Raw genomic sequence first — 22,063 nt, forward strand, 5'->3', positions numbered from 1 at the left:
CCGAAGTGCAAAGCGCTTCGGTTTTTTTTTATGACATAAAATAGGGATGGACAAGAATAACATGTACAGAAGGGAAAAGAGCGGAGGGGGTTGCGTTGAAGAAGAAGATCGGAAAGCAGATCGTGTTGTATATGCTTGTGCTTTCTTTGCTGTACCTTGGCTTTATAAAATACCAACAATATCAGGCTGAACGCTATCTAGCGGACTTTCAGGCTCTGCGTGGAGAAGAGACGATGGAGCATATGGGGACTTTGTATAAAGACATATTGGAATATCAGTCCACATATAAATTAACGCCGCCAGTAAGTGCGCAGCTTGTGCAGAATCTATTGGCCGCAGGAAAGAAGCTAAAAGATATTGACCAGAAGCTTAAGCAGCAGTACCCGCGTCAGCATGTAGACTTCTCATACTTGTACCAAGATTTATTTCTTGTTGTTAAGCAGCTCCAAGATAAGGGTAATGATGCCAAGCTTAGTGTTATGGTTGTGCATGCCGTCGAAGGGCTTGGAAATGCGAAGATGCAATTATATAGTTGTCGAAAATAAAAAATCCCAGCGGACATCCCGCTGGGATTTTGATTTTACTTACATGAATAGCACAAGTATTTTATATAGAATTCCTGCAAGCAATGCACAGCTTGGAAGTGTAATAATCCAAGTCATAACAATTTTTCGGGCAACGCCCCACTTTACGCCTTTAACGCGTTTAGCGGCACCTACGCCCATAATCGCAGAGGAAACTACGTGCGTAGTACTTACAGGCAGATGAATGAGAGTCGCTCCAAAAATAATGGCTGCTGAGGATAAGTCAGCTGCCGCTCCATTAACCGGCTGTAGCTTCATAATCTTTCCGCCTACCGTTTTAATGATCTTCCAGCCTCCGACCGATGTACCAACACCCATCGCAACAGCGGCACTCACTCGTACCCATGTTGGAATATCGGTTGTAGACTGAAAGCCGCCGGCAATCAAAGCCAGGGTAATAATCCCCATTGCCTTTTGGGCATCGTTTGTCCCATGCGAATAGGATTGGAGGGCGGCCGTGAAAATCTGGAATGTTCGGAAGCCTCGATTGGTCTTGCCTAGATTAAAGTTCTTAAATACTAAAGCAAAGATTGACATGACGATAAATCCAATTCCAAGAGCAAGAAAAGGAGAAATAAGCAATGATTGAATAATCTTGGTGAAGCCGGTGTAGTTAATGGATTGGATGCCTGCTGCGGCAATGGCAGCCCCTGCGATCGAGCCGATCAACGCATGGGAAGAACTGCTTGGAATTCCGTACCACCAGGTAATTAAATTCCAAATAATAGCCGAGAGCAGGGCGGCAAGCACAACAAGAGTCCCGTTCTCAAGCGCGAACGGGTCAACGATCCCCTTCGTTATGGTTTTGGCCACTCCGGTAAAAGTAATGGCGCCAATAAAGTTCATAACAGCTGCCAAGATAATAGCGGTCCGCGGATTTAATGCGCGGGTCGATACCGAAGTCGCAATTGCATTGGCCGTGTCGTGAAATCCATTAATGAAGTCGAACGCTAACGCGAGAATAACAATCGCGATAATAAGTATCATCATTGTATCCATAAAAAAAGAGCCTCTCCTTATGCGTTTCGCATGATGATCGTTTCCAGGGTGTCGGCTACGTCTTCACAGCTGTCTGAAATGCTTTCTAAAATCTCGTACAGCTCTTTATATTGGATGATTTTAATCGGGTCTTTTTCTTTGATGAACAACTCTTTAATACAGACGCGCAGCAGATCATCGCATTGCGATTCTAAATCATTAATTTTGATTGCGTGCGGGCGAATGTCCATCAGCTTCTTTTTGTTCAACAGTTTGGCTGATTTAGCAACTTCTTCCGTGCTTTTTAAGATGTATTCTGTGAATTGAATCATATGCTTGTCCGCGCTGGTCATGTTATACATTTCAAAACGGGAAGCACATTGCTCCATTCCATCTAGAATGTCGTCCATGGCGTTCGCTAATTCTAGAATATCCTCCCGCTCAAGCGGAGTGATGAATGTTTTGTTCAGCGCTACAATAATTTCATGAATATAACGGTCGCCTTTCGTTTCATAGTCCTTCATTGTTGAAGCAAATTCCTTTAAATTCGCCTCGTTTGTAATTTTGAAGTCAACGAAATACTGAGCGGCTTCCTGTAAATTTTCTGCGATGTTAGAAAGCATCTCCAGAAATACATCTCGTTTTGCCGAGAAAATCATGCAACAATACCTCCAAAAGTTTTTTCATACAAACTTTATTTTAGCAAATCCGATCGAACATTAAAATCTTAATTAAAAATTTACCGAAAGACAATGGTACACCTCTAAAATTTACACAAACTTTACAAAAATATGTGGACAAAAAAAGGCTAGTACATGTAGTACTACCCGATATGAAAGAAGTTTACGCACATTGACTTGTATTTTATAAAAAACTGTTTCACACTGTTTATACAAACCAAGGATAAGGGTGGGAGAATAAGGTGACAGCGATCGGATTGGTTGGTGCGGGTAAAGTAGGCGTAGCCTTCGGGCTCTATTTGACAAGGCGACAGGAGAAGGTATGTGGGTATTATAGCCGTACATATGAGCATGCGCGACAAGCCGCTGAGCTTGTAGGTGCAAATGCTCAGGCGTTTTCTAGATTATCGGCATTGATTGCGCAAAGTGACTGGATTGCGATCACGACAAATGATACGGCGATTGAAAATGTGGCAAGATCGATCTCCGCTAGCGGTATTGCGCTTAATGAAAAAGTGATCTTTCATATGAGCGGTGCGGCAACATCTGCTTTGTTGGCCCCTTTGGCTGCAAAAGGCGCTGTAGTAGCCTCGCTGCATCCGCTGCAAACCTTTGCGGACGCAAACTCGGGAGCTAATGCAATGAAGAAGGCCATGTTTGGAATCGAAGGGGATGAGGAAGCGGTTGCGCTCCTAACAGAATGGGTCGAAAGGTTGGGGCATGCCTATTTTGTGCTTGAACAAAAACAAAAACCGCTTTATCATGCAGCCGCGAGCATAGCGTCGAACAGTCTCGTGGGCGTCATCGGGTATGCGGTGGAATTGATGAAAGCAGCCGGGGTCAAAGATACACAAGCATTGAAAGCTCTTACCCCACTCATTGAAGCGACAGTGTATAATGTAGTGGAGAAGGGGGCGGAACAAGCGCTCACCGGCCCGATTGCTAGAGGGGACATAAGCACGGTAAGAAAGCACATGGATGCGATTTTAAAGACAAATCCGGATTTATTAGATTTTTATGCTTCATTAGGAAGCATTACGCTTGCAGTAGCAAAACGGAATGCTCTACAGGATAAGCAAATAATTGACGAATTTACCCGCTTGTTTGAATAATTCACCAGTTTGGTTTGTGCGAACTTGCGGTAGAAAGCTATATACCAACAAAGCTATACAGAAAAGGTGACGCATATAATGATCCAACGCTTTCTATTCACTATTCTCATTGCGCTGCTTGTTTCATACGAAATCGGTTTTAATAGCTTGTTCATCGTATTGCTTGTATTGCCATTGACGATTCGGGGTGAAGATGTTGAGCGCATGAAAAAAACGACACGGCAGCAATGGTTTACGAATACGTTCATCCTTCTTGTGATTGTTGTTATGGGAATCTTGTCAACCTCTATGTTTCAAGCGAATGATGCGCTGCATGCCTGGGCGCAGAAACAGCCGTTTTATATGGATGCCAATGCATTCATGGCCTCTATTCCATATAATGACGCTTCCTTTTTTTGGTTTCGGGAGCTTACACCACAAGACCCGCTGTATGACGTATATGTAATTGGCTTTATTGCTGTCTATTTATTATATGCAGTATATGCATATGTAACAGCTAACCGAGAGACGCTGGTACGTCTTTTATTTGTCAATTGGATGGTACATGCGGTTTTGGCTTTGCCATTCTATTTGTTCTTTAACGTACATGAGGTATGGTCTACCATCAACTATAACTGGGGTCATATTCCCTACTCAGTGAAAAATTGCTTCCCGAGCTTGCATACGTCTGTTGCGTTTTCCTGCTTACTGCTCGCTCTACGGGAGAATAAGCGCTTCGCTATATTTTGGGGAGTGTACAGTGCATTAATTATCTTTACTACAATGTACTTGCGTATTCATTGGGTACTTGATGTAGTGGGCGGCCTTGTATTAGGGTTTATTTTATATCGGGTAGCCAATGCAGTAGCTCCTGCTATTCTTGCCCGCCTGGCCGTTCGAGACGCTGTACGTGAGTCGGGTGCTCTTCTGCCTCACCCGCTTTCTGTGCGTTCAAGCAAAAATGAAGCTATGCAACGGATTAATCGTTAATAAGATAAGAATAAGGATAAAACGATGAAAGGGGGCCTATGCCCTCTTTTTTATTTGGAGTTATGAGGAAGCGAACGGATGAGAGGGGTTGTCTCCTCCCTCATGCGAGAGGGTAAGACTGCGCAGGCATACGGTATGATTCGAGCTGGTGCAGAATTGGCACGAGGGCGACTCTACATGTACCCTAAGTCGAATAGACATTAGATGCAGCAGGGAGGTAAGGTCTGCTTGTTCGGTTTCATCAAGCATGAATTTTACCCCGTATTCTTTAAACTCATCATCCCCTGCAGTTCTCCGTACAATATAGCCATGGAAATGTAATTCCCGATCCAGAATTCGTGTCTGAAATTCTAGCACCACATAAGGGTTAACAGGCAGTGTAAGATGGGTCATAAATCGTATGCCGCCTGGCCCGATGTCTAGAATGCATGTTTTGATACTTTTTGCATCAATGCGATTTTCCTTAATCTGAACGATTGTCATATTTGCACATAATGGCTTTTGAAATACATATCTAAAATGCTGCCGTTTATTGTGTTCCATATTCATCTCCTTTACACATATAGCATTCATTTTATTTTATACATCTTATGGGATAAAAGGAATAATTTTTTTAACATTATTTTTTTTCTGTATTATTACTGTATATTGTCCCGTTTTAATAAAGAGGGCTGGGATTATACAGTAGAAAGGTACAGAGTGCCGAAAGAAAGGAGGGGAATACGATGGCAGTTACAAGTTCCGTATCTGGAATACAACTGGTTCTTTTGTTTCAGGATGGCGTAGACGTAAAAGGGAGAATGAAGCTTGCTAAAAAAGTATACAAAAATATAGCTACAACGGCTACGCCCATAGCAATTCATGAAGCAGCGACAGCGCTTGCGAAATTGCAGACGCTTCCGCTTGCAGGTGTGCAGCAGCTTGTTACGACAGATGTAGTGGAGGAGTAAGGATGGAAGTGGATATTGCTGAAAGGAGGGAGAAGCAGGCATGAAAACATTGGAATTGACATTCGCGGCTCAGGACGGAAGTACGCTGCGTCTTACGCTGCCAAATCCTAAGCTCCCAGTTGATCCGGTACAGGTAGCGGCTACGATGGATTTGCTAATTGCAAAACAGATTTTTACAACGACGACAGGAACAATTACCGGTAAGAAAAACGCACGCGTGATTGATCAGACAGCCTCCGTAATCCCGTTAGCATAAGGAGGCATAGTATGAATGAATGGGTGGCTTTTATTTCAAATGTAGGCTTTCCGGTGACCATCACACTGTACTTATTGGTGCGAATTGAAGCCAAGCTAGAACAGTTAACGTCAACGATTGCTCAACTTGCCCAAACCATCCACGCGACAAAAGAGTAAAGCGGACGGCTCTGCATTTTGCAGGGCCGTTTCCTGCATTTGGACTGCAAATTATAAACTTTATGTGAACGTTACGATTTTCACAATAATTATTACAATCAAACATGTTATAATGTTGTTAAAGCGTTTTCATGAAAGGAGTATTGATTCCATGATGGGCGAAGCGGATGCGGCAAGTCATCCGAAACTATATGAAATTAGGTTGTTAATTTGTGTAGCACAGGCAGATGGATATCTAGACGATGAAGAGATGCAGCGGATTTTTCAGCAGGTAAATCTAGATGTTTTTACCGTAAGAGAAAGACAGATCTTCCATGATGATTTAGAGAATCCAAAGAACGCAGAGGAACTGGCCTTAGAGGTAAGTCCGTATTTAGACCATACCGAAAAGATGGTTCTTATTCGTAAGATGTTCAAGCTGGCTGCATTGGATAAAGATATTGCGCAAGAAGAAATTGCGATGATTTATTGCATCGGCAAAGCGCTTGGTCTAACTGAATATACGATCAAGCAAATAAAAGAATGGGTCATGGAGGGAATTACCTGGCAATCACGTTGGAGCGGGATTGTCCAAGACGCTATGGTATCAAGTGATAAAAAAGCTCCTCTTTGAATCTATATAATATAGAAGGAAAACGCATACATTTGTCGAATCTATAGGGCAGGAAAAGGTAAAACTGCAGAAAAGTGGAGGCGAATGTATGGGTAATGAAGTAGCAGCAAAGACAAAAGTTCTTTTCGAAAAAGAAGGCCATCTGGCATACGTAACATTGAACCGTCCTGATGAGCTGAATTGTTTTGATTACGATACACTAGTGCAGCTCGAAAACACTCTTGATCAAATCCGCTTTGATAAAGAAATTCGAGCTGTTATTTTCACGGGTGCAGGTGAGCGGTCGTTCAGTTCGGGGGCGGATCTAAAAGAACGGCGTACAATGAGCGAAGAAGATGTGCGCAAGTTTATTCATAAAATTCGTTCGGTATTTGATATGGTAGAAGAGCTTCCACAACCAACGATTGCGGCAATTAACGGCTTTTGTTTCGGCGGCGGCTTTGAGCTTGCGCTTGCCTGTGATTTTCGCTACGCTGTCGACTCGGCAAAGCTTGGTATGACAGAAGTAAGCTGGGCGATTATTCCGGGGGCGGGTGGGACGCAGCGCCTGCCGCGCTTGATCGGAAAAGGAAAGGCAAAGGAACTTATTCTGACGGCACGAAAAATTGATGCGACTACAGCAGAACAGCTCGGAATCCTAAATGGGGTAGCATCGCGTGAAGAATTGCTGCCAAAGTGCCGGGAGCTAGCTGAAGAAATTATGCAGAACGGACCGCTAGCTGTCATTCAGGCGAAGTATGCGATCAATTATGGTATGGAAGTTGATGTAAAGACCGGTCTTAAAATCGAAACAAAAGCATATGAAGTTATCATTCCGACACAGGACCGTATAGAAGCGCTGAATGCATTCAGCGAAAAGCGTAAGCCTGAGTTTAAAGGAGAATAAATAAAGCAAGAGGCGTGTATATCCCGAGGACATACACGCCTTTTGCCATTAGTTTGCCTAGAATGCGACAAGACCCATATTTTTACGTACTCTGTCCATTGTTTTAGCGGCAATAGCGTGTGCCTGTTCCGCTCCATTTTTTAAGATATCAACAAGTTCTGGGCTTTCCATCCAGCGCGTATACTCATCTTGAATCGGTGTAAGTGCATTGACAACGACTTCGGCCAGATCTTTTTTGAAATCGCCATATCCTCGTCCTTCATAACGCTGTACAATCGTATCGATTGATTCGCCAGAGCATGCTGCATAAATAGTGAGCAGGTTGCTGACAGCCGGTTTATTCTGTTTATCGTAGCGCACGACGCCTTCTGAATCAGTGACAGCTCGTTTGATTTTCTTCGCAATCACATTTGGTTCATCTAACAGAGCAATATAGCTTCCGGCAGTTGGATTGCTCTTGCTCATTTTTTTCGTTGGATCATCGAGCGACATAATGCGACCGCCGAATTCTTGGATCATCGGTTCTGGAATTACGAATGTTTCTCCATACTTCTTATTGAAACGCATTGCCATATCCCTTGTGAATTCTAAGTGCTGCTTCTGGTCTTCTCCTACAGGAACGTGCGTTGTATTATAGAGAAGGATATCGGCAGCCATCAGCGCAGGATAGGTAAGAAGAGCGCCGGTAACGACTTCTTTGCCCGCCGACTTATCTTTATATTGTGTCATGCGTTCTAATTCCCCGATGTATCCCGTACACTGCATTAACCATCCAAGCTCTGCATGCTCAGGTACTTGCGATTGGATGAATAAAATCGATTTTTGCGGGTCGATTCCAATGCTTAAATACATGGCGGCTAACTGCATCGTATAGTCATGCAGTTCTTTGGCTTCTTTAGGCACGGTAAGCGAGTGAAGGTTAACGATTGAGTAGATGCAGTTTCCTTCTGTCTGTAGGTCAACAAAGCGCTTCATGGCGCCAATGTAGTTGCCTAATGTGAAATTTCCGCTAGGTTGTACACCAGAAAAGATCTGTTTCATATGTACATCACTCCTTCTATGTAAAAATAAATAAAAAAGACCCCACATCCGCAAGGGACGAGGAGCCGTGGTACCACCCTAATTAACCGGCATATGCAGCCAGTTCACTTCATTCCCGTATAACGGAGGGAGACCCGCCGCTGTCTACTAGTGCTGCTTCATTCGTTCGACAGGGAGCTCAGAAGTCCATTCAGTCGGGGAGTGCGTACCGGGCTTCCACCATCCCCGGCTCTCTATTACGTCTCGTTCCGCTTACTTCTCTTCATCATTGCCTATTGTATTCAAGGTAAGAATAATCATAATATAAAACACTATTGCATTTCAAGTGTTCACATAACATCGTGTTTATGAAGTTCTTCATAAATGCGTGGAACCAATTCTCGCGCAAAAAGCTTTTTTTCTGATATAGGAGAAGTGGGGTCACAATTTTGGAGATAACCATAAATAAAGCCTTCGAGTTGTTCATAGCTTGGTGGCCAAGAAGAAAACCAGCGTTTCACCTGCAGTAGGATGTCGGCTTGCAGCGAGTTGACCGTTTTATTATACATGCTGCACCTCATTTCTGAAATTTAGGTTATCTTCTCTATATACCCAAAAAACAAAACACCTCCCCAAACTTTTTTGGTGAGGTGCTATTTAGTGTATTGTTTCATTGACGTTTCCTATCTTTATTCTATTATGCAGGGTAGTTATCGTGATTCGTATGGCACTCTTCACACTCCGTTTTATACGATTCAGCTTGCTCAGATATTACAGATCCGCAACGAGCACATGTTTTCTTCGGAAGGTTGTTATAGAACTCAGATACTGGAATCATAGTTGACGCCTCCTTTTTTTATAATTGTAATATAACAGCATTCAATAATCAACTATCTGTTGTAATATAAATAAAAACATTTTTAGATACATGCTCTATTATTCTTCTTTATACATCCTTATTCTTCTCTTTTTATTATTTTTTCATTACTTTATTTATTTCTTCATTTTTATAAAGTTAATGAAATGATTCTTTTGTCTGTTGTATTACACACAATGTAAAAAAGCTTTGCCCATGAGAGGCAAAGCTTTTTTATGGTTTGTTTATAGTTACATTCGGGCAGGCGGCTGTCCGGATCGTGAGGAAGGCTGTGCCACTGCTTTTTGTTGGCGTAACTTATTAACACCTTGATAAAGGCTGAAGCCAGCGGCTGCAAGTTCAGAAATTTTGTCCGCCCAGCTAGTATCTTTCTTCACCATCTTTTCTTGGACGGTTTCTGAGGCAATTGTCAAGCCGCGTCCGATTGAATCTACAGCTTCAAAGCTGCTGTCAAGCTTATCCATTTTCACTGCAATATCGCTTGAAATGCGGTTCATCTCTCCTAAAGAGACATCGACACTTGCCATAAGGCGGTCAACATTACCTTGAACGTGCTGAACCGTCTCATCCGCATGTTTTACAAGTGGAATTAAATTACGGAAGAATAGCACCATGTATACGGTGAGCACAGCTACAGCGATTGCTATAACGATGACCGCGATTGTAATTGCTAACTCCATTACTGTCACCTCTTTTATTTAAGTTATTTATTTGTGTATTACCGCCAATTATAAAAAAATAAACACCCCGGCCTGTGTTGGACGGGGTGTACATGATTTATTTCGTTACGGTAATGATCTTGTTGTAGTGGCCGGGATGTGAATGATCCGGTTCACACAGTACAACAACATTCTCTTCGCTCTCAAGAACGGAGTTAACTTCAAGTGTTCCAATGCTTTGTGTGTTGATATCGAGACAAAAGTGTAGGCATTGATGTTTGTTGCCCATGATCTCCGCAGATACTTTCTTTAAAATTCCTTTGATCTCTTTTTTCTCCTGGTTTGTCTCTACGGTCACCGTTACTTTCTTTCCTGTCAGCCCCACTAAACACTTTCTTGCATCCTTTTGCAGTTCTTCAAGCGTTTTTGGCTTGCCTTCTTTTCTCAGTACACTCCTAAAAAAACTAACCATAATTCCTCTCCTTAATTTTGCCTGCGAGGTTAGCTGACGGATTCGGACATAAGGTTGGATGCCCTACACCAGAGGTGATTCACCCCTATTACGTGGGTCCCCCGCTCCAATTGGATTCGGCATTTGAATCATGATTGAATCATAATAAGGCACATCGATGTGAATTGTCAATTAGATTTTTAGCGTATAGGAGATACGTGCTTTCGACGCTTTCCCTTTGTTCGTTTTACTATTACAATAGGATAGGAAAACAAGGGGAACATGACGAATAGGTAGGAAAAGGCAACAGGAGGAGTTAATCATGGTACGACAATTCCTACGCAGAATGTTTGCGGGACGGAAAAACAATGAAGAACGTGAAACGATAACAGATGAGCATGAAGCCGAATGGACGGACGAAGTATGGGAGTTAGATGAAGAAGCAGGAAGAGAGTCTGCCGCTAAAGAAAATCCGTATGCAGCCAACCATGTAAGGAATGAGGAGCAAGCAGAGCCGCGTCTATATACGGTTACCCGCGATAAAATTGAACATCATAACTATAAGCAGATAAAGCGACTGGTTGAAGACATATTGGAAGAAGCCGAACAGGGGTATTGTCACAGGGGATGCCTACAACTTCGGCTTTCGCCGGAACTTCTAGAAGAGACGGACGAATTCTTCGGCAAGCGAATCGGAAAATATATCGAAGGGGCCGAACGGGAGACATATGATGCGACCGCTTTTTTTGATTGGACAGATGAAGAGACGGCGCGCATTTACCGCACATATACCCTACCTTCGTATCCAGAGAAGCAGCAGTCGTTTGTTCAGAGTCGCCTGGTGATGATTTATGATACGTGCGAAGCTTTGAATTGGGATGCCCGTCGGATTGCGGGAGCATTTGCTGAAGCGATCGAATGGCCGCTTGGAGAGGAAGATTTAGTAACGTTTGAACGCTGGTTGGCTACCATGTCGCAGCGATTGGCAGAGGAAGGGTACGAAACTGATGATGAAGAAGCGGCTGAGGAATATATAGAAGAAGATTTTTCTTATATTACGCCTGTCCAGATATCGCGTGAGGAAGTTGAGCGTGAAGATATTACGAAGCTTGTAGCTTTCTTCGATGGTATTTTATCTGATGGCGCGAAAATCCGGGAGAAAAAAGGTGGATTGGTATTTTCTTTTTACGGGTTTTCAGGTGAACTTGAAGATGTAATGCAGGATGAAGCTGTAAATGCCTGGGCCAGCCGCCTGGTTGAACAATACCCGTATGTCTTTTATTTCTTAAATGACGAGTACGTGCCAATGACACAGTTCGTTACTTCCATGGTGGTAACTGCACACATGGAAGGGGATCAAGTAGTCTATAATGAACAAGAGTTGGAAGAATTCATCCAGTTCATTCGTGGTGCACTCTCCCAACTGGCTGAGCGAAGCGGAGAGAGTCCATATCAGGTAATTAATGAATTTGAACAGAAGCTATTCCAGTCATAAAAGCTGGCGCCTACATTACTATGAATAGTAAGGACGAGATAGTATGGAAGAAAATAAGCAAGCGCAATTACAGAAAGAGACGCATAAGAGAGTAATCGAGGAACTAGAACGCTCGCTTCCGGAAGGCTGGAGGGTGGAGGGCAACAAAAGCGACCTTGAGCAGATAAGGATTCTCCACAGTCAGCTTGGTGAAGGCGATATGGCTGTCAAGTTGACTCCGTTGTTTGCTAAAGTGGAGCAATATGAATCAGATAAAGAGAAGTGGCTTGCAGAATTTACAGAGAAGGTTGTGCGTACTATCCGTGAAGCCGCACAAAAGCACAGGTTGGTCGGTCAGGAGCACAGACTCTATCCGGTGCTGCGCCACCCTTCTTTTACATCCGCAGAAAAAAACAAGGCGCTTGTATGGCGCGCACATACAGCCGAGAGTATCGTATTGTATGCTCTTGATTTGGAAGCAAGCTATACACTCATCAGCAAGGAGATGCTTGCTGAAGCAAATATGACAGAGGCAGCGCTCCATGAAAAGGCACTAGATAATTTACGACGACTAGAAAGTACGCCAAAGCAGGATAAGGTTGGCGATAATATTTTTTATTTCTTTAATGCAGAAGATAGCTATAGTGCCAGCCGAGTATTGAATGAGGATCTTCTTCTGTGGATGCGACAGAAGGTGAGCGGCAAGATGGGAGTCGCGCTCCCGCATCAAGATGTGTTGATTGTTGCGGATTTAGCGGACGCCAAGGGCGCATATATGCTAGCTCAGCTTACGGTTGACTTTTCTATGCGTGCAAGCGTTCCGATTTCCCCGATTCCGTTTATGTACGAGGATGGGGGGCTAGAGCCGTATATGGTAATGAAGAATCCGAAATCAAGACATAAATATCCAAGTCATGGCGGAAGGAAGAAGCGTCCGCCTGAGCAATAAACATCAAGAAGAGGGCCGACATGGGATCATGTCGGTTTTTGTTATTTTATATCGAAAGAATATTCTGTATTTTATCAAAAATAATATTTATTTTGTTAACGTTTTCATATATAGTAAGTGGTGGATTTAGATTATTAAATTAAAGGAGGCTTTTGTTCATGCAGCTAGCTTCTCCATCATTACACCCAAATGTTGAAAAATTCCTCAAGGAACCGAAAAAAATACTTGTCAATGGCCAGTGGATTGAAGCAGCGAGCGGTAAGACGTTTGCAACAATCAACCCAGCTACGAAGGAAGTATTATGTCAGGTCGCTGAAGGCGGCGCAGAGGATATTGACAAAGCGGTAAAAGCAGCGAGAGCAGCGCTAAATGGCTCATGGAGCAAAGTCAGTCCATCGCAGCGTGGACAGCTTTTGTACCGTCTGGCCGATCTAATTGAACAAAATGCGGAAGAGTTGGCACAGCTTGAGACATTAGACAACGGAAAACCAATTCGGGAGACAAGCAATGCAGATGTGCCATTGACTGTTGACCATTTCCGTTATTATGCGGGCTGGGCCACAAAGATTTACGGTCAGACAATTCCTGTATCTATACCGAATTATTTTAACTATACAAAACGTGAACCTGTTGGGGTCGTTGGACAGATTATTCCGTGGAACTTCCCGCTCTTGATGGCGGCGTGGAAGCTCGGTGCAGCGCTTGCATGCGGCAATACAGTTGTATTAAAGCCGGCAGAGCAGACGCCGCTTAGCGCGCTTCGCCTTGGTGAATTGATTATGGAAGCAGGCTTCCCGGAAGGTGTTGTAAATATCGTCACAGGTTTTGGCGAAGAGGCGGGTCAGCCGCTTGTCGAGCATTACGATGTAGACAAAATCGCATTTACCGGATCGACGGAAGTCGGACGCCTGATTATGCAGAAAGCAGCCGGAACACTCAAGAAAATATCGCTTGAGTTGGGCGGTAAGTCACCGAATATTATCCTGCCGGATGCGGATATGTCACGGGCAATTCCAGGTGCTTTGAGTGGTATTTTCTTTAACCAAGGACAGGTGTGCTGCGCAGGCTCTCGCTTGTATGTACACAAAAAGGTATATGACAATGTATTGAGTGATATGGTATCACACGCACAAAAAATCAAAGTCGGCAATGGGTTACTACCGGATACAGAAATGGGGCCGTTAGTCTCAGCCGAACAACATAGCCGGGTAACGGATTATATTGATATCGGTCGCAAAGAGGGCGCTCAGATGATCTCAGCCGTCCGTGAAGAAGATGCGCTGAATCAAGGATATTTTGTCACACCAACCGTTTTCTCTGATGTTTCCGATGAGATGACGATTGCTCAGGAAGAGATTTTTGGACCGGTATTAGCGGCCATGCCGTTTGAAGATATGGATGATTTGATTGAACGAGCTAATCGTACTACGTACGGACTTGCAGCGGGAGTATGGACACAAAACCTCTCCAATGCCCACAAGTTAGCCGAGCGCATTCGTGCAGGTACAGTATGGGTAAACTGCTATAATGTATTCGATGCGGCTTCTCCGTTCGGTGGATACAAACAAAGCGGAATTGGACGTGAGATGGGCAGCTATGCACTAGAACTGTACACAGAAGTAAAAAGTGTATGGGTCAATACCCGCTAAAAACATAGAATACATGGCGGAATGAGAAACAGAGGCAGTGCTCCTCTGTTTCTTTTTTTTACCTATAAAACTCTTGATCTTACATCTTAATATAGACATGCGTATGACCTGAAAAGTTGTTAGATTATTTGCAAAAATACTGTTAATATCGTAAATATTGTGTTAGACTGCAATAAATGGTATACAATATACTCTTTTCGAGAGGAGGAACGTGGATGAAAGTTTGTAAATAGGATAGGCAAATAAGAGAAGAAAAGCCTAATTAAAAGTAAGCGGTTTCAAAAGGGGCAATTAGACAAGGAGGGGTATGAATGGACTGGGATTTAGCTCATATTATTTATGCGTTGGGAGCTGTAACCGTCGTATTGGCGATGTTATTCCGTAAAGGCGTTATTATTCCTTCACTTGTAACTACATTCTTACTTGGCTGGGCATATAAGGGAGGTTTCGGGGAAGGCATCGTAGCAGGGTTGGTCACCATCTACAATGCTAATATTATGGCGGCAAAGGAGCTATTTAGCATTATACTGCTGATTGCATTTATGGTAGGAATGCTGAATGCATTAAAGGAAATAGGAGCCGATCATAAAATGATTGCCCCCATTCAAAAGATTATTGTAAATGGGCATTCTGCATATTGGATCTTATTTGCTGCAACCGCCCTGTTATCTACGGCATTCTGGCCTACACCGGCAGTTCCGCTCGTTGCGGCAGTGCTAATTCCGGTAGCGCTACGTGCTGGGCTTCCGCCAATGGCAGTAGCAATTTCTATTACACTTGCAGGTCAAGGGATGGCACTTGCAGGAGATGCATTGATGCGCGTGGCTCCTGCGCTTTCGGCTAAAGCGGCTGGTGCACCGCAAATAGCGGAAGCTGTCTGGCTGAAATCGATTGTGTTGACATTAGTGGTAGGAGGCGTTGCAAGCTTAATCTCATACGTTAGCATCGCCAAAACAATTAAGAAGCCAGTAGAGACGCCGCTAGAAGAGTCAGAGGGTGAGCAGGAGAAAACGTATTACCAAGAAGGTGAAGCGGAGGCAGCGGCTACTTTAGAATTTATGCCGCAGAAAGAATCAGGCAAGCTCGCTTCTTTTTTTGCTGTATTTACGATTGTGATGTTTTTGCTTGATATTGTAGCGATGAGTATTTTCGATATTAAAGGCGGTGACGCAGGAGCGTTAGTCGGCGGTACGGCAGCAATCGTTATGCTGGTGGCTACGATTGCGAAGCATAAGGGAGAGGCGTTTGAAGAGATTGGAGAGCGCTTAACAGAAGGCTTCGGCTTTGCAATCAAGATTATGGGCTCTATTATTCCGATAGCTGCTTTCTTCTTTCTTGGAGGTCAGGAGCATTCTGCTGCCGTGTTCGGTGAGGGAGCGCCAGGGTTTCTCTTCGACATCGTAGAGAGTGCACAAGCCTATATTCCGAGCAATGAAGCTGTTGCCGCATTTGGCGTATTGCTTGTCGGTATTCTGTGTGGGATTGACGGCTCAGGCTTTGCTGGTCTTCCCATTACAGGGGCACTTGCAGGGGCTCTGTCACATGGGACGGGTATCGATACTTCTATGCTTGCAGCTGTAGGTCAGATGGGCTCCATCTGGTCAGGAGGCGGTACATTTATCGCCTGGTCGTCACTGGTAGCCGTTGCTGCATTTGTGGGGGTCTCCCCGATTGAGCTGGCCAGGAGAAACTTCCTGCCTGTTATGACAGGACTCATTATTGCAACCGTGCTTGCGGTTATAATCTGGTAGCGTAAAATGACGAGCAAAAAGCCGTTGACGCGGAGAGGTTATACCGCACTGTCAACGGCTTTTATCGGCTTCTTTACAGAAAAAGTGGTTGCGTTATATAAGGCTGAAGCAATGGTTTTAGCCATGCTGCGCACAGACTTTTCATTTGCGGTTTGCAGCATCATATAATTATAAGGTCCAACTGTATTTACAATTCCCTTGATATGAACGTCTCCTATTTGCGGCAGCTGTTTTTTCAAGCTGTTGCCGGGGAAGAGCGGTCCATCGACCAGTTGAATATAGCCGATATGATGAAGATGTCCTAGTGATGCATCGATAGCAACAACAAATGGGCGATCATATGTCTGATGAATTTCTTCCATAATCTCCGGGAGGTTCAATGCATGCACCGGTTCTTTAATTGTGCCGTAGATGTGTGCATGCTTCAGCTCGCTATCCTGCAGTAGAGTGCCGATCATAGGCCCTAGCGCATCTCCAATCGCCTTGATTGTACCGATGCAAACGAATACTAAAGGTCTTCCAGCGGCTGCCCGAAACAAAAGGGATAAGCTGGTGCTTAAATGCTTGCTTGCTTTTTCTTCTTTATAGTGTGTTTGTATAATCATATCGATCTCTCCAACAAATTTTCTTTCAATATTATATCATATACCACCATCATGCTTCTTTTAGTGAACGTATTCATTTGTATATAAAGATATATACTTTATGGTATACAATATACGATATAAACTATGAAAATACAATCAGGTTAGGAGGCAATTCTGTGAACATTTATGACCTACAGAAAATGACATGGCCGGAAATAAAAGAGGCGTTCAAGCATGCTAAGCTAGCAATTGTACCAATTGGTGCGCATGAACAGCATGGTCCTCATATGACAGAGAACTGTGATGCGGTACTGGCGAAGCGGATGGCTGATAAGCTCGCAGCACGGCTGCATCCCGCTGCCTTTATTACGCCGACCGTAACAATGGGGGTATCGCCGCATCATATGAACTTCCCTGGAACGATTTCACTGCAACCTGAGACGCTCATTAGTATATTAAAGGATATAACCGTTTCGCTGCGCCATCACGGTATTACAACTTTTTTGTGGCTGAATGCACATGGTGGTAATCAATCGACACTATCCATTGCCTGCCAGAAGCTAAGTCTAGAATTAGATGTGACGATTTATTATGCCAAAACCACGGCAAGCGCAAGCGAAATCTATAAGGAGTATATTATGTCATCTCCATATGGACATAGCTGCGAACGTGAAGTATCGGAAGCATATTATCTTGCTCCTGAGCTGATCCGTGAGAATATGCTGCAAAAAGGACAACTGCAATCTCATCCTCGCTGGCGACATCTTCGCCCTGGCAAACCGCTTCAAGGATTCTATCGTTATGAAGAAATGACAGAAAACGGTTGTATTGGTGATGGGACACAGGCAAGCTACGAACTCGGGGAAAAAATTGTAGAAACAGCTCTTGATCATTTGGAAGAAGAGATTCGTTATATGCTTGAGACGGAGCAACACATTAATAATTTATAGAAAAGTCGGATTTTTTTATAAAATTCATTGACACTATGCCCATATGTGTTAATATAAAAACAAGAAACATTTTGGTATACAATATACTAAAAAGAGCGTGAAGCTTATTACATACCTGCTTTCATAAAAAAGCGGTAAACGGACATGCTCTTACTCTTTCACCAAAATGGTATACAATATATGAGGAGGAATCAAACATGGCAGAACTGATGGACAAAGACGTATTTCGTGAGAAGTTAGAGGCAGCGGTTAAAGGCAATAGCAGTGAAGTAGCACCGTTTACAAATGCATGGGCTGAGGGTCTGCTGACACGCGAACAGTTCGCGAAATGGGTAGAGCAGCATTACCATTATGTTGGACCGTTCGCAGACTACTTAGGATATATGTACTCGAATTGTCCGTATGAAGATGCGAAAGATTTCCTCTTACAGAACATGTGGGAAGAAGAGCTGGGCGGTGACCGACATACCGATTTATTGATTCGCTTCGGCGAGGTGTGTGGAACGACTCGTGAGAAAGTGGAAGATGCTGATAATATGCTGGCAACAACACTTGGCTTACAAAGCTGGTGTTATGCAATTGCAATGCGGGAGAACTTCATTGTAGCGACAGCGGCGCTTATTATCGGTTTGGAATCTCAAGTACCTGGTATTTATCGGAAGCAGACGCCAACGCTGCGCGAGAAGTACGGATTTAGTGATCATGAAATTGAGTTCTTCGATCTCCATATCGTATCGGATGAAATTCATGGGGAGCGGGGTTATCAAATCGTATTGAAATATGCCGATACACCGGAACTGCAAGAGCGCTGCTTGAAGGCTGTGCAGAAAGCAACGGAGATGCGTCGCATGTATATTGATGGAATCTATCGCGCTGTTGTTGAAGAAAAGCCATACGCTACTTTGTAAACGGAAATGATGTACACTACAATGTGCAGCAGCTCTCTCGTATAGAGAGAGCTGTTCTTACCTTACTGCCATATATGCGTCATGCTAGAATCAACATATTTATTAGGGGTGAGCGATGTGACAACAACCACAGGCATAGCAACCTACCAGAACTTGATTGATGGAGAGTGGAGTGCACCATTGTCGGGCCGGTATTTTGATAGTGTGAACCCGGCGGATACGAATGATTGTGTAGGGCATTTTCCCGCTTCAAATCGGGAGGACGCAGAGCGTGCGATTGCAGCGGCAAAGCGCGCACAGAAAGAATGGGCACGAACCGCTCCATCCAAAAGAGCGGCCCTGCTTTACCGAGCAGCCGATCTTCTTGAAGCACGAGCTGAGCAGTATGGAATGGAGCTGACACGGGAGGAAGGGAAGGTGCTGTCACAAGCGGTAATGGAGGTGAAGCGCTCGGCACAGACGCTGCGCTATTATGCCTCGGAAGGTTTAAATGTGACAGGACAGACGCTGCCTTCCGATGATGGAAGTTTCCTGTATACGAGGCAGGAGCCGCTAGGTGTCGTGTCCGTAATTACTCCATGGAATTTTCCCATCTCAATTCCGGTTCGCAAAATTGCTCCCGCTCTAGTGACGGGAAATACGGTTGTATTTAAGCCAGCCTCAGATACCCCGCTGATCGGACTTCGGTTGGCTGAGTGTCTGCATGAAGCGGGTCTGCCTGCTGGTGTACTGAATTTCATTACAGGCTCTGCCTCCCAAATCGGAGATATTCTTGTCTCCCATAAAGATATTCGTGCTGTCACATTTACCGGATCTACGTACGCGGGAGAGCAGATACACAAGAATGCTTCTTTTACGACGCGCCTACAGCTTGAATTAGGAGGAAAAAACCCGCTGATTGTTATGGATGATGCGGATATAGATCAGGCTGTACAGATGACGATTGCCGGGGGATTCAGCCTTACCGGTCAGGCCTGCACAGGCACAAGCCGTGTCTATGTAATGGAAGAAGTCTATTCTAGCTATGTTGAAAAGCTCGTGGAAGCGACACAGAAGTTGACGGTCGGGAACGGCTTGCAAGATGGGATCAAACTAGGACCGCTTGCCAATGAAAGCCAGCTTCGTACTGTGCTTGGATATGTGGAAAGCGGCAAAGCTGAAGGAGCTACGCTGCAAACGGGTGGAGTACGACTTGTCGAGGGAGAAATGGCAAGAGGATATTATATATCTCCAGCTATATTTACTGATGTGAGACAGGAGATGCGCATCATGCGTGAAGAAATCTTCGGACCGGTCATTGGTGTTATGAAGGTGTCTTCATTTGAAGAGGCGATGGAACTGGCTAATGACACGGAATACGGGTTAGCTGCAGCGATATGCACATCGGATGAGAATACAGCCGCTCGCTTTGTAGAGCAAATCGAAGCCGGGATGGTTAAGGTAAATAAGCCGACAACCGGCGTTGCGTATAATGCTCCATTCGGCGGCATGAAGAACTCAAGTACGGCGACGTATCGCGAAAGCGGTCGCGATGCGCTTGCGTTCTATGTGCAGGCAAAGACAGTATATCGTTAAATAAAATAAGACAGTAAAGAGAGGGAGAATAAGCATGCGGCAAGTACTACGGCTTGAACTTGAAGAAGCAAAAATTATGATTGAAGCAGCCCGAAAGAAGGCTGAAGAAATCGGTGTGCTAGAGACGATCTGCATTGTGGATGATGGTGGGTATGCGATTGCGCTTGAGAGAATGAATGGCTCCCGCATTACTGGTGTTGAGATATCTATGGCAAAAGCATTTACGGCTTCAGGTCATAAACGCTCAACTCATCTATTCAACAAAGAAGGAGGACCTGCGGCAGTAGGAGGAGAGGCATTTGGCATTCAACAGATGATTCCAGGAAAATTCGCTATTTTTGTCGGTGGCTTCCCAGTTGTAGTAAATGGGGATGTAATCGGAGGAATCGGTGTAAGCGGCGGTAACGGTGAACAGGATACGGCGGTTGGAGTTGCGGCATTGCAGGCACTCCAACAATACCTCGGCCAAGAGTATGATGTAGTTGTGCAGGCTGATATTAAGAAATAACGGAAGAGGTCGAGCTTCTCCGGTAAAAAGGAGCGGTACGAGTGACACAGCCGTTAATTAAACCAGCTAACGCCTCACTTGCGAAGCAGCCTACAGTAGAAGACAAAGTATTGAATCGTATGCTGCTCGCTATCTGCCTGGGTGCGTTTGTCTCTCACTTAACCGCAGGCATAGTGAATATCGCGCTGCCGGGTCTGTCTACTATATTTCAACAGAATATCTCCGTCATACAATGGACTGCATCAGGATATTTATTAGTGATTGCCGCGATGCTTCCCATGATGGGAAAGTGGGGGGATCGATTTGGCAGCAAACGCATTCACAATATGGGATATATCGTATTCGGGTTAAGTTCGCTTCTTACTGTATTCGTTGAGACCATCTCCGGTCTTTTGGTGCTGAGGATCATTCAAGCGCTTGGGGCAGCGATGTTCCAGGCGACCAATATTGGACTTGTCAGTCGATATTTTCCGGCTCATTCACGTGGCCGGGCGCTTGGATTTGTCAGTACTGCTGTGGCACTTGGTGGATTGAGCGGGCCGATGGTCGGCGGTTTGATTATGGATTGGTTGAATTGGCACTGGTTGTTTCTCATTCACGTTCCGGTCCTTCTGGCCGCGACGATTCTTGCTATCCGTTATATTCCAGCCGATGCCCCCGGAGCAGCACATGCGGTGGATTGGATTGGCGGAATTTTATTTGCCGTAAGCATTACCGCATTTATTTTTGTCGTTTCTAGCGGGAATACGTGGGGATGGCTGTCCATCTCGATTATTGGTGTGTTTGGTATTGGCATAGCATCACTGGTTGCGCTATACCGCTGGATTCGGTTGCGTACGAAGCGCGAGCAGGAGCCGTTTCTTAATCTTCAATTGTTTGTTAAGCCATCGGTATCTGCGGGCATGTATATTGGATTGGCGACATTCGTTGCCGTATTTGCCACCCAGGTTACGCTTCCTTTTTATTTGCTTGGTGTTCGCCACTTTAGTCCAACCGAGGCTGGCATCATGATTATGACATATCCGGTCGCTTTAGGAATTATGGGTCCGATCAGTGGATCACTTTCTGATCGGCATGGGTCATCGAATATTACATTGCTCGGGCTTGGATGCATGTCGATGGCATTAGCCCTATTAAGTTTTCTCGGTACGGCCACACCAATTGTAGCACTGGCTTTCGCATTGCTTCTGCTTGGAGCCGGTATGGGCATGGTCACATCACCAAATTACAGCCTGATTCTTGGAAGTGTAGATAAGACAAATTTGGGTGTGGTTGGTGGGATGGTTGCGCTGGTTCGCAATCTGGGCCTTGTGCTTGGTACAGCACTTGGCATTGCGATTCTTGACTATGTTTTCCCAGGCTCTATCTCAGGGTGGATGAATACAAAAGAAGACATGTTTGCCCCCTATGTTGTCTTTGGGTTACGTATCGTATTTTTTGTCTCGTTTCTGTTCTGCCTGCTTGGTGTCATATTTTTGCGGCTTACACTGCGAGTACGCATACCGCAGGCAAAATAAGC

General features: G+C 44.5%; 26 protein-coding genes, 1 riboswitch and 1 other annotated feature. Of the genes, 17 read left to right on the forward strand and 9 right to left on the reverse strand.

Translation table 11 applies throughout. From position 1 onward, the window contains the following. Positions 1 to 95: 95 nt before the first annotated feature. Complete coding sequence (locus AB3351_RS07170; protein WP_371146443.1) at positions 96 to 545, forward strand: hypothetical protein; 450 nt, start codon at positions 96 to 98, stop codon at positions 543 to 545. Between the two features lie 39 nt (positions 546 to 584). On the opposite strand, the gene AB3351_RS07175 is transcribed toward AB3351_RS07170, so the two are convergent. Further along, a complete protein-coding gene (locus tag AB3351_RS07175; protein WP_371146444.1) occupies positions 585 to 1,583 on the reverse strand; it encodes an inorganic phosphate transporter in 999 nt (332 codons plus the stop codon). A 17-nt stretch (positions 1,584 to 1,600) separates the two neighbouring features. Next, positions 1,601 to 2,221: a DUF47 domain-containing protein gene (locus tag AB3351_RS07180; protein ID WP_371146445.1), complete on the reverse strand. Its 621-nt coding sequence runs from the start codon at positions 2,219 to 2,221 to the stop codon at positions 1,601 to 1,603. 263 nt (positions 2,222 to 2,484) lie between these two features. On the opposite strand from AB3351_RS07180, the gene AB3351_RS07185 reads away from it, so the two are divergent. Together AB3351_RS07185 and AB3351_RS07190 are read left to right on the forward strand one after the other, a co-directional pair. Continuing rightward, entirely contained in the window at positions 2,485 to 3,354 is an 870-nt protein-coding gene (locus AB3351_RS07185; protein WP_371146446.1) for a Rossmann-like and DUF2520 domain-containing protein, read from the forward strand. A gap of 78 nt (positions 3,355 to 3,432) precedes the next feature. Further along, a complete protein-coding gene (locus AB3351_RS07190) occupies positions 3,433 to 4,323 on the forward strand; it encodes a phosphatase PAP2 family protein (RefSeq protein WP_371146447.1) in 891 nt (296 codons plus the stop codon). 60 nt (positions 4,324 to 4,383) lie between these two features. Here the strand turns inward: AB3351_RS07190 and AB3351_RS07195 are convergent, their stop codons facing one another. After that, entirely contained in the window at positions 4,384 to 4,866 is a 483-nt protein-coding gene (locus AB3351_RS07195; RefSeq protein WP_371146448.1) for a PilZ domain-containing protein, read from the reverse strand. A 182-nt stretch (positions 4,867 to 5,048) separates the two neighbouring features. Between AB3351_RS07195 and AB3351_RS07200 the strand changes: the two genes are divergently transcribed. From AB3351_RS07200 to AB3351_RS07220, 5 genes are all read left to right on the forward strand, one after another. Further along, complete coding sequence (locus AB3351_RS07200; protein WP_371146449.1) at positions 5,049 to 5,273, forward strand: DUF1659 domain-containing protein; 225 nt, start codon at positions 5,049 to 5,051, stop codon at positions 5,271 to 5,273. Positions 5,274 to 5,313: 40 nt separating this feature from the next. Continuing rightward, the gene (locus tag AB3351_RS07205; protein ID WP_371146450.1) at positions 5,314 to 5,529 is read left to right on the forward strand and encodes a DUF2922 domain-containing protein; all 216 of its coding nucleotides are present in this window, start codon (positions 5,314 to 5,316) and stop codon (positions 5,527 to 5,529) included. Positions 5,530 to 5,540: 11 nt separating this feature from the next. Beyond that, a complete protein-coding gene (locus AB3351_RS07210; RefSeq protein WP_371146451.1) occupies positions 5,541 to 5,687 on the forward strand; it encodes a YvrJ family protein in 147 nt (48 codons plus the stop codon). 151 nt (positions 5,688 to 5,838) lie between these two features. Next, entirely contained in the window at positions 5,839 to 6,300 is a 462-nt protein-coding gene (locus AB3351_RS07215; protein WP_371146452.1) for a DUF533 domain-containing protein, read from the forward strand. 88 nt (positions 6,301 to 6,388) lie between these two features. After that, positions 6,389 to 7,186 (forward strand): enoyl-CoA hydratase-related protein, encoded by a 798-nt coding sequence (locus AB3351_RS07220; protein ID WP_371146453.1) that lies wholly within the window; start codon positions 6,389 to 6,391, stop codon positions 7,184 to 7,186. A 57-nt stretch (positions 7,187 to 7,243) separates the two neighbouring features. On the opposite strand, the gene trpS is transcribed toward AB3351_RS07220, so the two are convergent. The 5 genes from trpS to AB3351_RS07245 all read right to left on the reverse strand — a co-directional run bounded on the left by trpS (position 7,244) and on the right by AB3351_RS07245 (position 10,214). Next, entirely contained in the window at positions 7,244 to 8,227 is a 984-nt protein-coding gene (gene trpS, locus AB3351_RS07225) for a tryptophan--tRNA ligase (RefSeq protein ID WP_371146454.1), read from the reverse strand. Between the two features lie 50 nt (positions 8,228 to 8,277). Then, positions 8,278 to 8,505, reverse strand: a binding site (T-box leader). Between the two features lie 51 nt (positions 8,506 to 8,556). Beyond that, positions 8,557 to 8,775: a hypothetical protein gene (locus AB3351_RS07230; protein ID WP_371146455.1), complete on the reverse strand. Its 219-nt coding sequence runs from the start codon at positions 8,773 to 8,775 to the stop codon at positions 8,557 to 8,559. A 128-nt stretch (positions 8,776 to 8,903) separates the two neighbouring features. Continuing rightward, positions 8,904 to 9,044, reverse strand: a complete 141-nt coding sequence (gene yhfH / locus AB3351_RS07235; RefSeq protein ID WP_371146456.1) for a protein YhfH — start codon at positions 9,042 to 9,044, stop codon at positions 8,904 to 8,906. A gap of 269 nt (positions 9,045 to 9,313) precedes the next feature. Next, entirely contained in the window at positions 9,314 to 9,763 is a 450-nt protein-coding gene (locus AB3351_RS07240) for a DUF948 domain-containing protein (protein WP_371146457.1), read from the reverse strand. Between the two features lie 97 nt (positions 9,764 to 9,860). Next, positions 9,861 to 10,214, reverse strand: a complete 354-nt coding sequence (locus AB3351_RS07245; protein WP_371146458.1) for a hypothetical protein — start codon at positions 10,212 to 10,214, stop codon at positions 9,861 to 9,863. 3 nt (positions 10,215 to 10,217) lie between these two features. Then, a riboswitch (cyclic di-AMP (ydaO/yuaA leader) is annotated at positions 10,218 to 10,346 on the reverse strand. Positions 10,347 to 10,515: 169 nt separating this feature from the next. On the opposite strand from AB3351_RS07245, the gene AB3351_RS07250 reads away from it, so the two are divergent. The 4 genes from AB3351_RS07250 to AB3351_RS07265 all read left to right on the forward strand — a co-directional run bounded on the left by AB3351_RS07250 (position 10,516) and on the right by AB3351_RS07265 (position 16,016). Beyond that, a complete protein-coding gene (locus AB3351_RS07250; RefSeq protein WP_371146459.1) occupies positions 10,516 to 11,688 on the forward strand; it encodes a hypothetical protein in 1,173 nt (390 codons plus the stop codon). A 43-nt stretch (positions 11,689 to 11,731) separates the two neighbouring features. Beyond that, positions 11,732 to 12,616: a DUF1444 family protein gene (locus AB3351_RS07255; RefSeq protein ID WP_371146460.1), complete on the forward strand. Its 885-nt coding sequence runs from the start codon at positions 11,732 to 11,734 to the stop codon at positions 12,614 to 12,616. Between the two features lie 158 nt (positions 12,617 to 12,774). Continuing rightward, the gene (locus AB3351_RS07260) at positions 12,775 to 14,265 is read left to right on the forward strand and encodes an aldehyde dehydrogenase family protein (RefSeq protein ID WP_371146461.1); all 1,491 of its coding nucleotides are present in this window, start codon (positions 12,775 to 12,777) and stop codon (positions 14,263 to 14,265) included. A gap of 311 nt (positions 14,266 to 14,576) precedes the next feature. Then, on the forward strand, positions 14,577 to 16,016 hold the full coding sequence (locus tag AB3351_RS07265) for a hypothetical protein (RefSeq protein ID WP_371146462.1): 1,440 nt from the start codon (positions 14,577 to 14,579) through the stop codon (positions 16,014 to 16,016). Between the two features lie 38 nt (positions 16,017 to 16,054). On the opposite strand, the gene yyaC is transcribed toward AB3351_RS07265, so the two are convergent. Next, a complete protein-coding gene (gene yyaC, locus AB3351_RS07270) occupies positions 16,055 to 16,621 on the reverse strand; it encodes a spore protease YyaC (RefSeq protein ID WP_371146463.1) in 567 nt (188 codons plus the stop codon). Positions 16,622 to 16,779: 158 nt separating this feature from the next. Here yyaC and AB3351_RS07275 point away from each other — a divergent pair, with 158 nt between their 5' ends. The 5 genes from AB3351_RS07275 (at position 16,780) to AB3351_RS07295 (ending at position 22,061) form a co-directional block, all read left to right on the forward strand. Then, entirely contained in the window at positions 16,780 to 17,553 is a 774-nt protein-coding gene (locus AB3351_RS07275; protein WP_371146464.1) for a creatininase family protein, read from the forward strand. A 197-nt stretch (positions 17,554 to 17,750) separates the two neighbouring features. Next, the gene (locus tag AB3351_RS07280) at positions 17,751 to 18,461 is read left to right on the forward strand and encodes a TenA family transcriptional regulator (protein WP_371146465.1); all 711 of its coding nucleotides are present in this window, start codon (positions 17,751 to 17,753) and stop codon (positions 18,459 to 18,461) included. 117 nt (positions 18,462 to 18,578) lie between these two features. Further along, entirely contained in the window at positions 18,579 to 20,036 is a 1,458-nt protein-coding gene (locus AB3351_RS07285; protein WP_371146466.1) for an aldehyde dehydrogenase family protein, read from the forward strand. Between the two features lie 34 nt (positions 20,037 to 20,070). Continuing rightward, entirely contained in the window at positions 20,071 to 20,544 is a 474-nt protein-coding gene (locus tag AB3351_RS07290; RefSeq protein ID WP_371146467.1) for a GlcG/HbpS family heme-binding protein, read from the forward strand. A 41-nt stretch (positions 20,545 to 20,585) separates the two neighbouring features. Beyond that, entirely contained in the window at positions 20,586 to 22,061 is a 1,476-nt protein-coding gene (locus AB3351_RS07295; RefSeq protein WP_371146468.1) for an MFS transporter, read from the forward strand. The last annotated feature ends 2 nt before the right edge of the window (positions 22,062 to 22,063 follow it).

This window comes from Aneurinibacillus sp. REN35 (assembly GCF_041379945.2).
Taxonomy (GTDB): Bacteria; Bacillota; Bacilli; order Aneurinibacillales; family Aneurinibacillaceae; genus Aneurinibacillus.

Excerpts from the sequence above, each read along its gene's own strand:
- trpS (WP_371146454.1), bottom strand. The coding sequence starts at position 8,227 with ATGAAACAGATCTTTTCTGGTGTACAACCTAGCGGAAATTTCACATTA.
- AB3351_RS07240 (WP_371146457.1), bottom strand. The coding sequence starts at position 9,763 with ATGGAGTTAGCAATTACAATCGCGGTCATCGTTATAGCAATCGCTGTA.
- AB3351_RS07205 (WP_371146450.1), top strand. The coding sequence starts at position 5,314 with ATGAAAACATTGGAATTGACATTCGCGGCTCAGGACGGAAGTACGCTG.
- AB3351_RS07250 (WP_371146459.1), top strand. The coding sequence starts at position 10,516 with ATGGTACGACAATTCCTACGCAGAATGTTTGCGGGACGGAAAAACAAT.
- AB3351_RS07280 (WP_371146465.1), top strand. The coding sequence starts at position 17,751 with ATGGCAGAACTGATGGACAAAGACGTATTTCGTGAGAAGTTAGAGGCA.
- AB3351_RS07260 (WP_371146461.1), top strand. The coding sequence starts at position 12,775 with ATGCAGCTAGCTTCTCCATCATTACACCCAAATGTTGAAAAATTCCTC.
- AB3351_RS07245 (WP_371146458.1), bottom strand. The coding sequence starts at position 10,214 with ATGGTTAGTTTTTTTAGGAGTGTACTGAGAAAAGAAGGCAAGCCAAAA.
- AB3351_RS07175 (WP_371146444.1), bottom strand. The coding sequence starts at position 1,583 with ATGGATACAATGATGATACTTATTATCGCGATTGTTATTCTCGCGTTA.
- AB3351_RS07190 (WP_371146447.1), top strand. The coding sequence starts at position 3,433 with ATGATCCAACGCTTTCTATTCACTATTCTCATTGCGCTGCTTGTTTCA.
- AB3351_RS07290 (WP_371146467.1), top strand. The coding sequence starts at position 20,071 with ATGCGGCAAGTACTACGGCTTGAACTTGAAGAAGCAAAAATTATGATT.
- yyaC (WP_371146463.1), bottom strand. The coding sequence starts at position 16,621 with ATGATTATACAAACACACTATAAAGAAGAAAAAGCAAGCAAGCATTTA.
- AB3351_RS07200 (WP_371146449.1), top strand. The coding sequence starts at position 5,049 with ATGGCAGTTACAAGTTCCGTATCTGGAATACAACTGGTTCTTTTGTTT.
- AB3351_RS07195 (WP_371146448.1), bottom strand. The coding sequence starts at position 4,866 with ATGGAACACAATAAACGGCAGCATTTTAGATATGTATTTCAAAAGCCA.
- AB3351_RS07265 (WP_371146462.1), top strand. The coding sequence starts at position 14,577 with ATGGACTGGGATTTAGCTCATATTATTTATGCGTTGGGAGCTGTAACC.
- yhfH (WP_371146456.1), bottom strand. The coding sequence starts at position 9,044 with ATGATTCCAGTATCTGAGTTCTATAACAACCTTCCGAAGAAAACATGT.
- AB3351_RS07210 (WP_371146451.1), top strand. The coding sequence starts at position 5,541 with ATGAATGAATGGGTGGCTTTTATTTCAAATGTAGGCTTTCCGGTGACC.
- AB3351_RS07230 (WP_371146455.1), bottom strand. The coding sequence starts at position 8,775 with ATGTATAATAAAACGGTCAACTCGCTGCAAGCCGACATCCTACTGCAG.
- AB3351_RS07215 (WP_371146452.1), top strand. The coding sequence starts at position 5,839 with ATGATGGGCGAAGCGGATGCGGCAAGTCATCCGAAACTATATGAAATT.
- AB3351_RS07255 (WP_371146460.1), top strand. The coding sequence starts at position 11,732 with ATGGAAGAAAATAAGCAAGCGCAATTACAGAAAGAGACGCATAAGAGA.
- AB3351_RS07180 (WP_371146445.1), bottom strand. The coding sequence starts at position 2,221 with ATGATTTTCTCGGCAAAACGAGATGTATTTCTGGAGATGCTTTCTAAC.
- AB3351_RS07220 (WP_371146453.1), top strand. The coding sequence starts at position 6,389 with ATGGGTAATGAAGTAGCAGCAAAGACAAAAGTTCTTTTCGAAAAAGAA.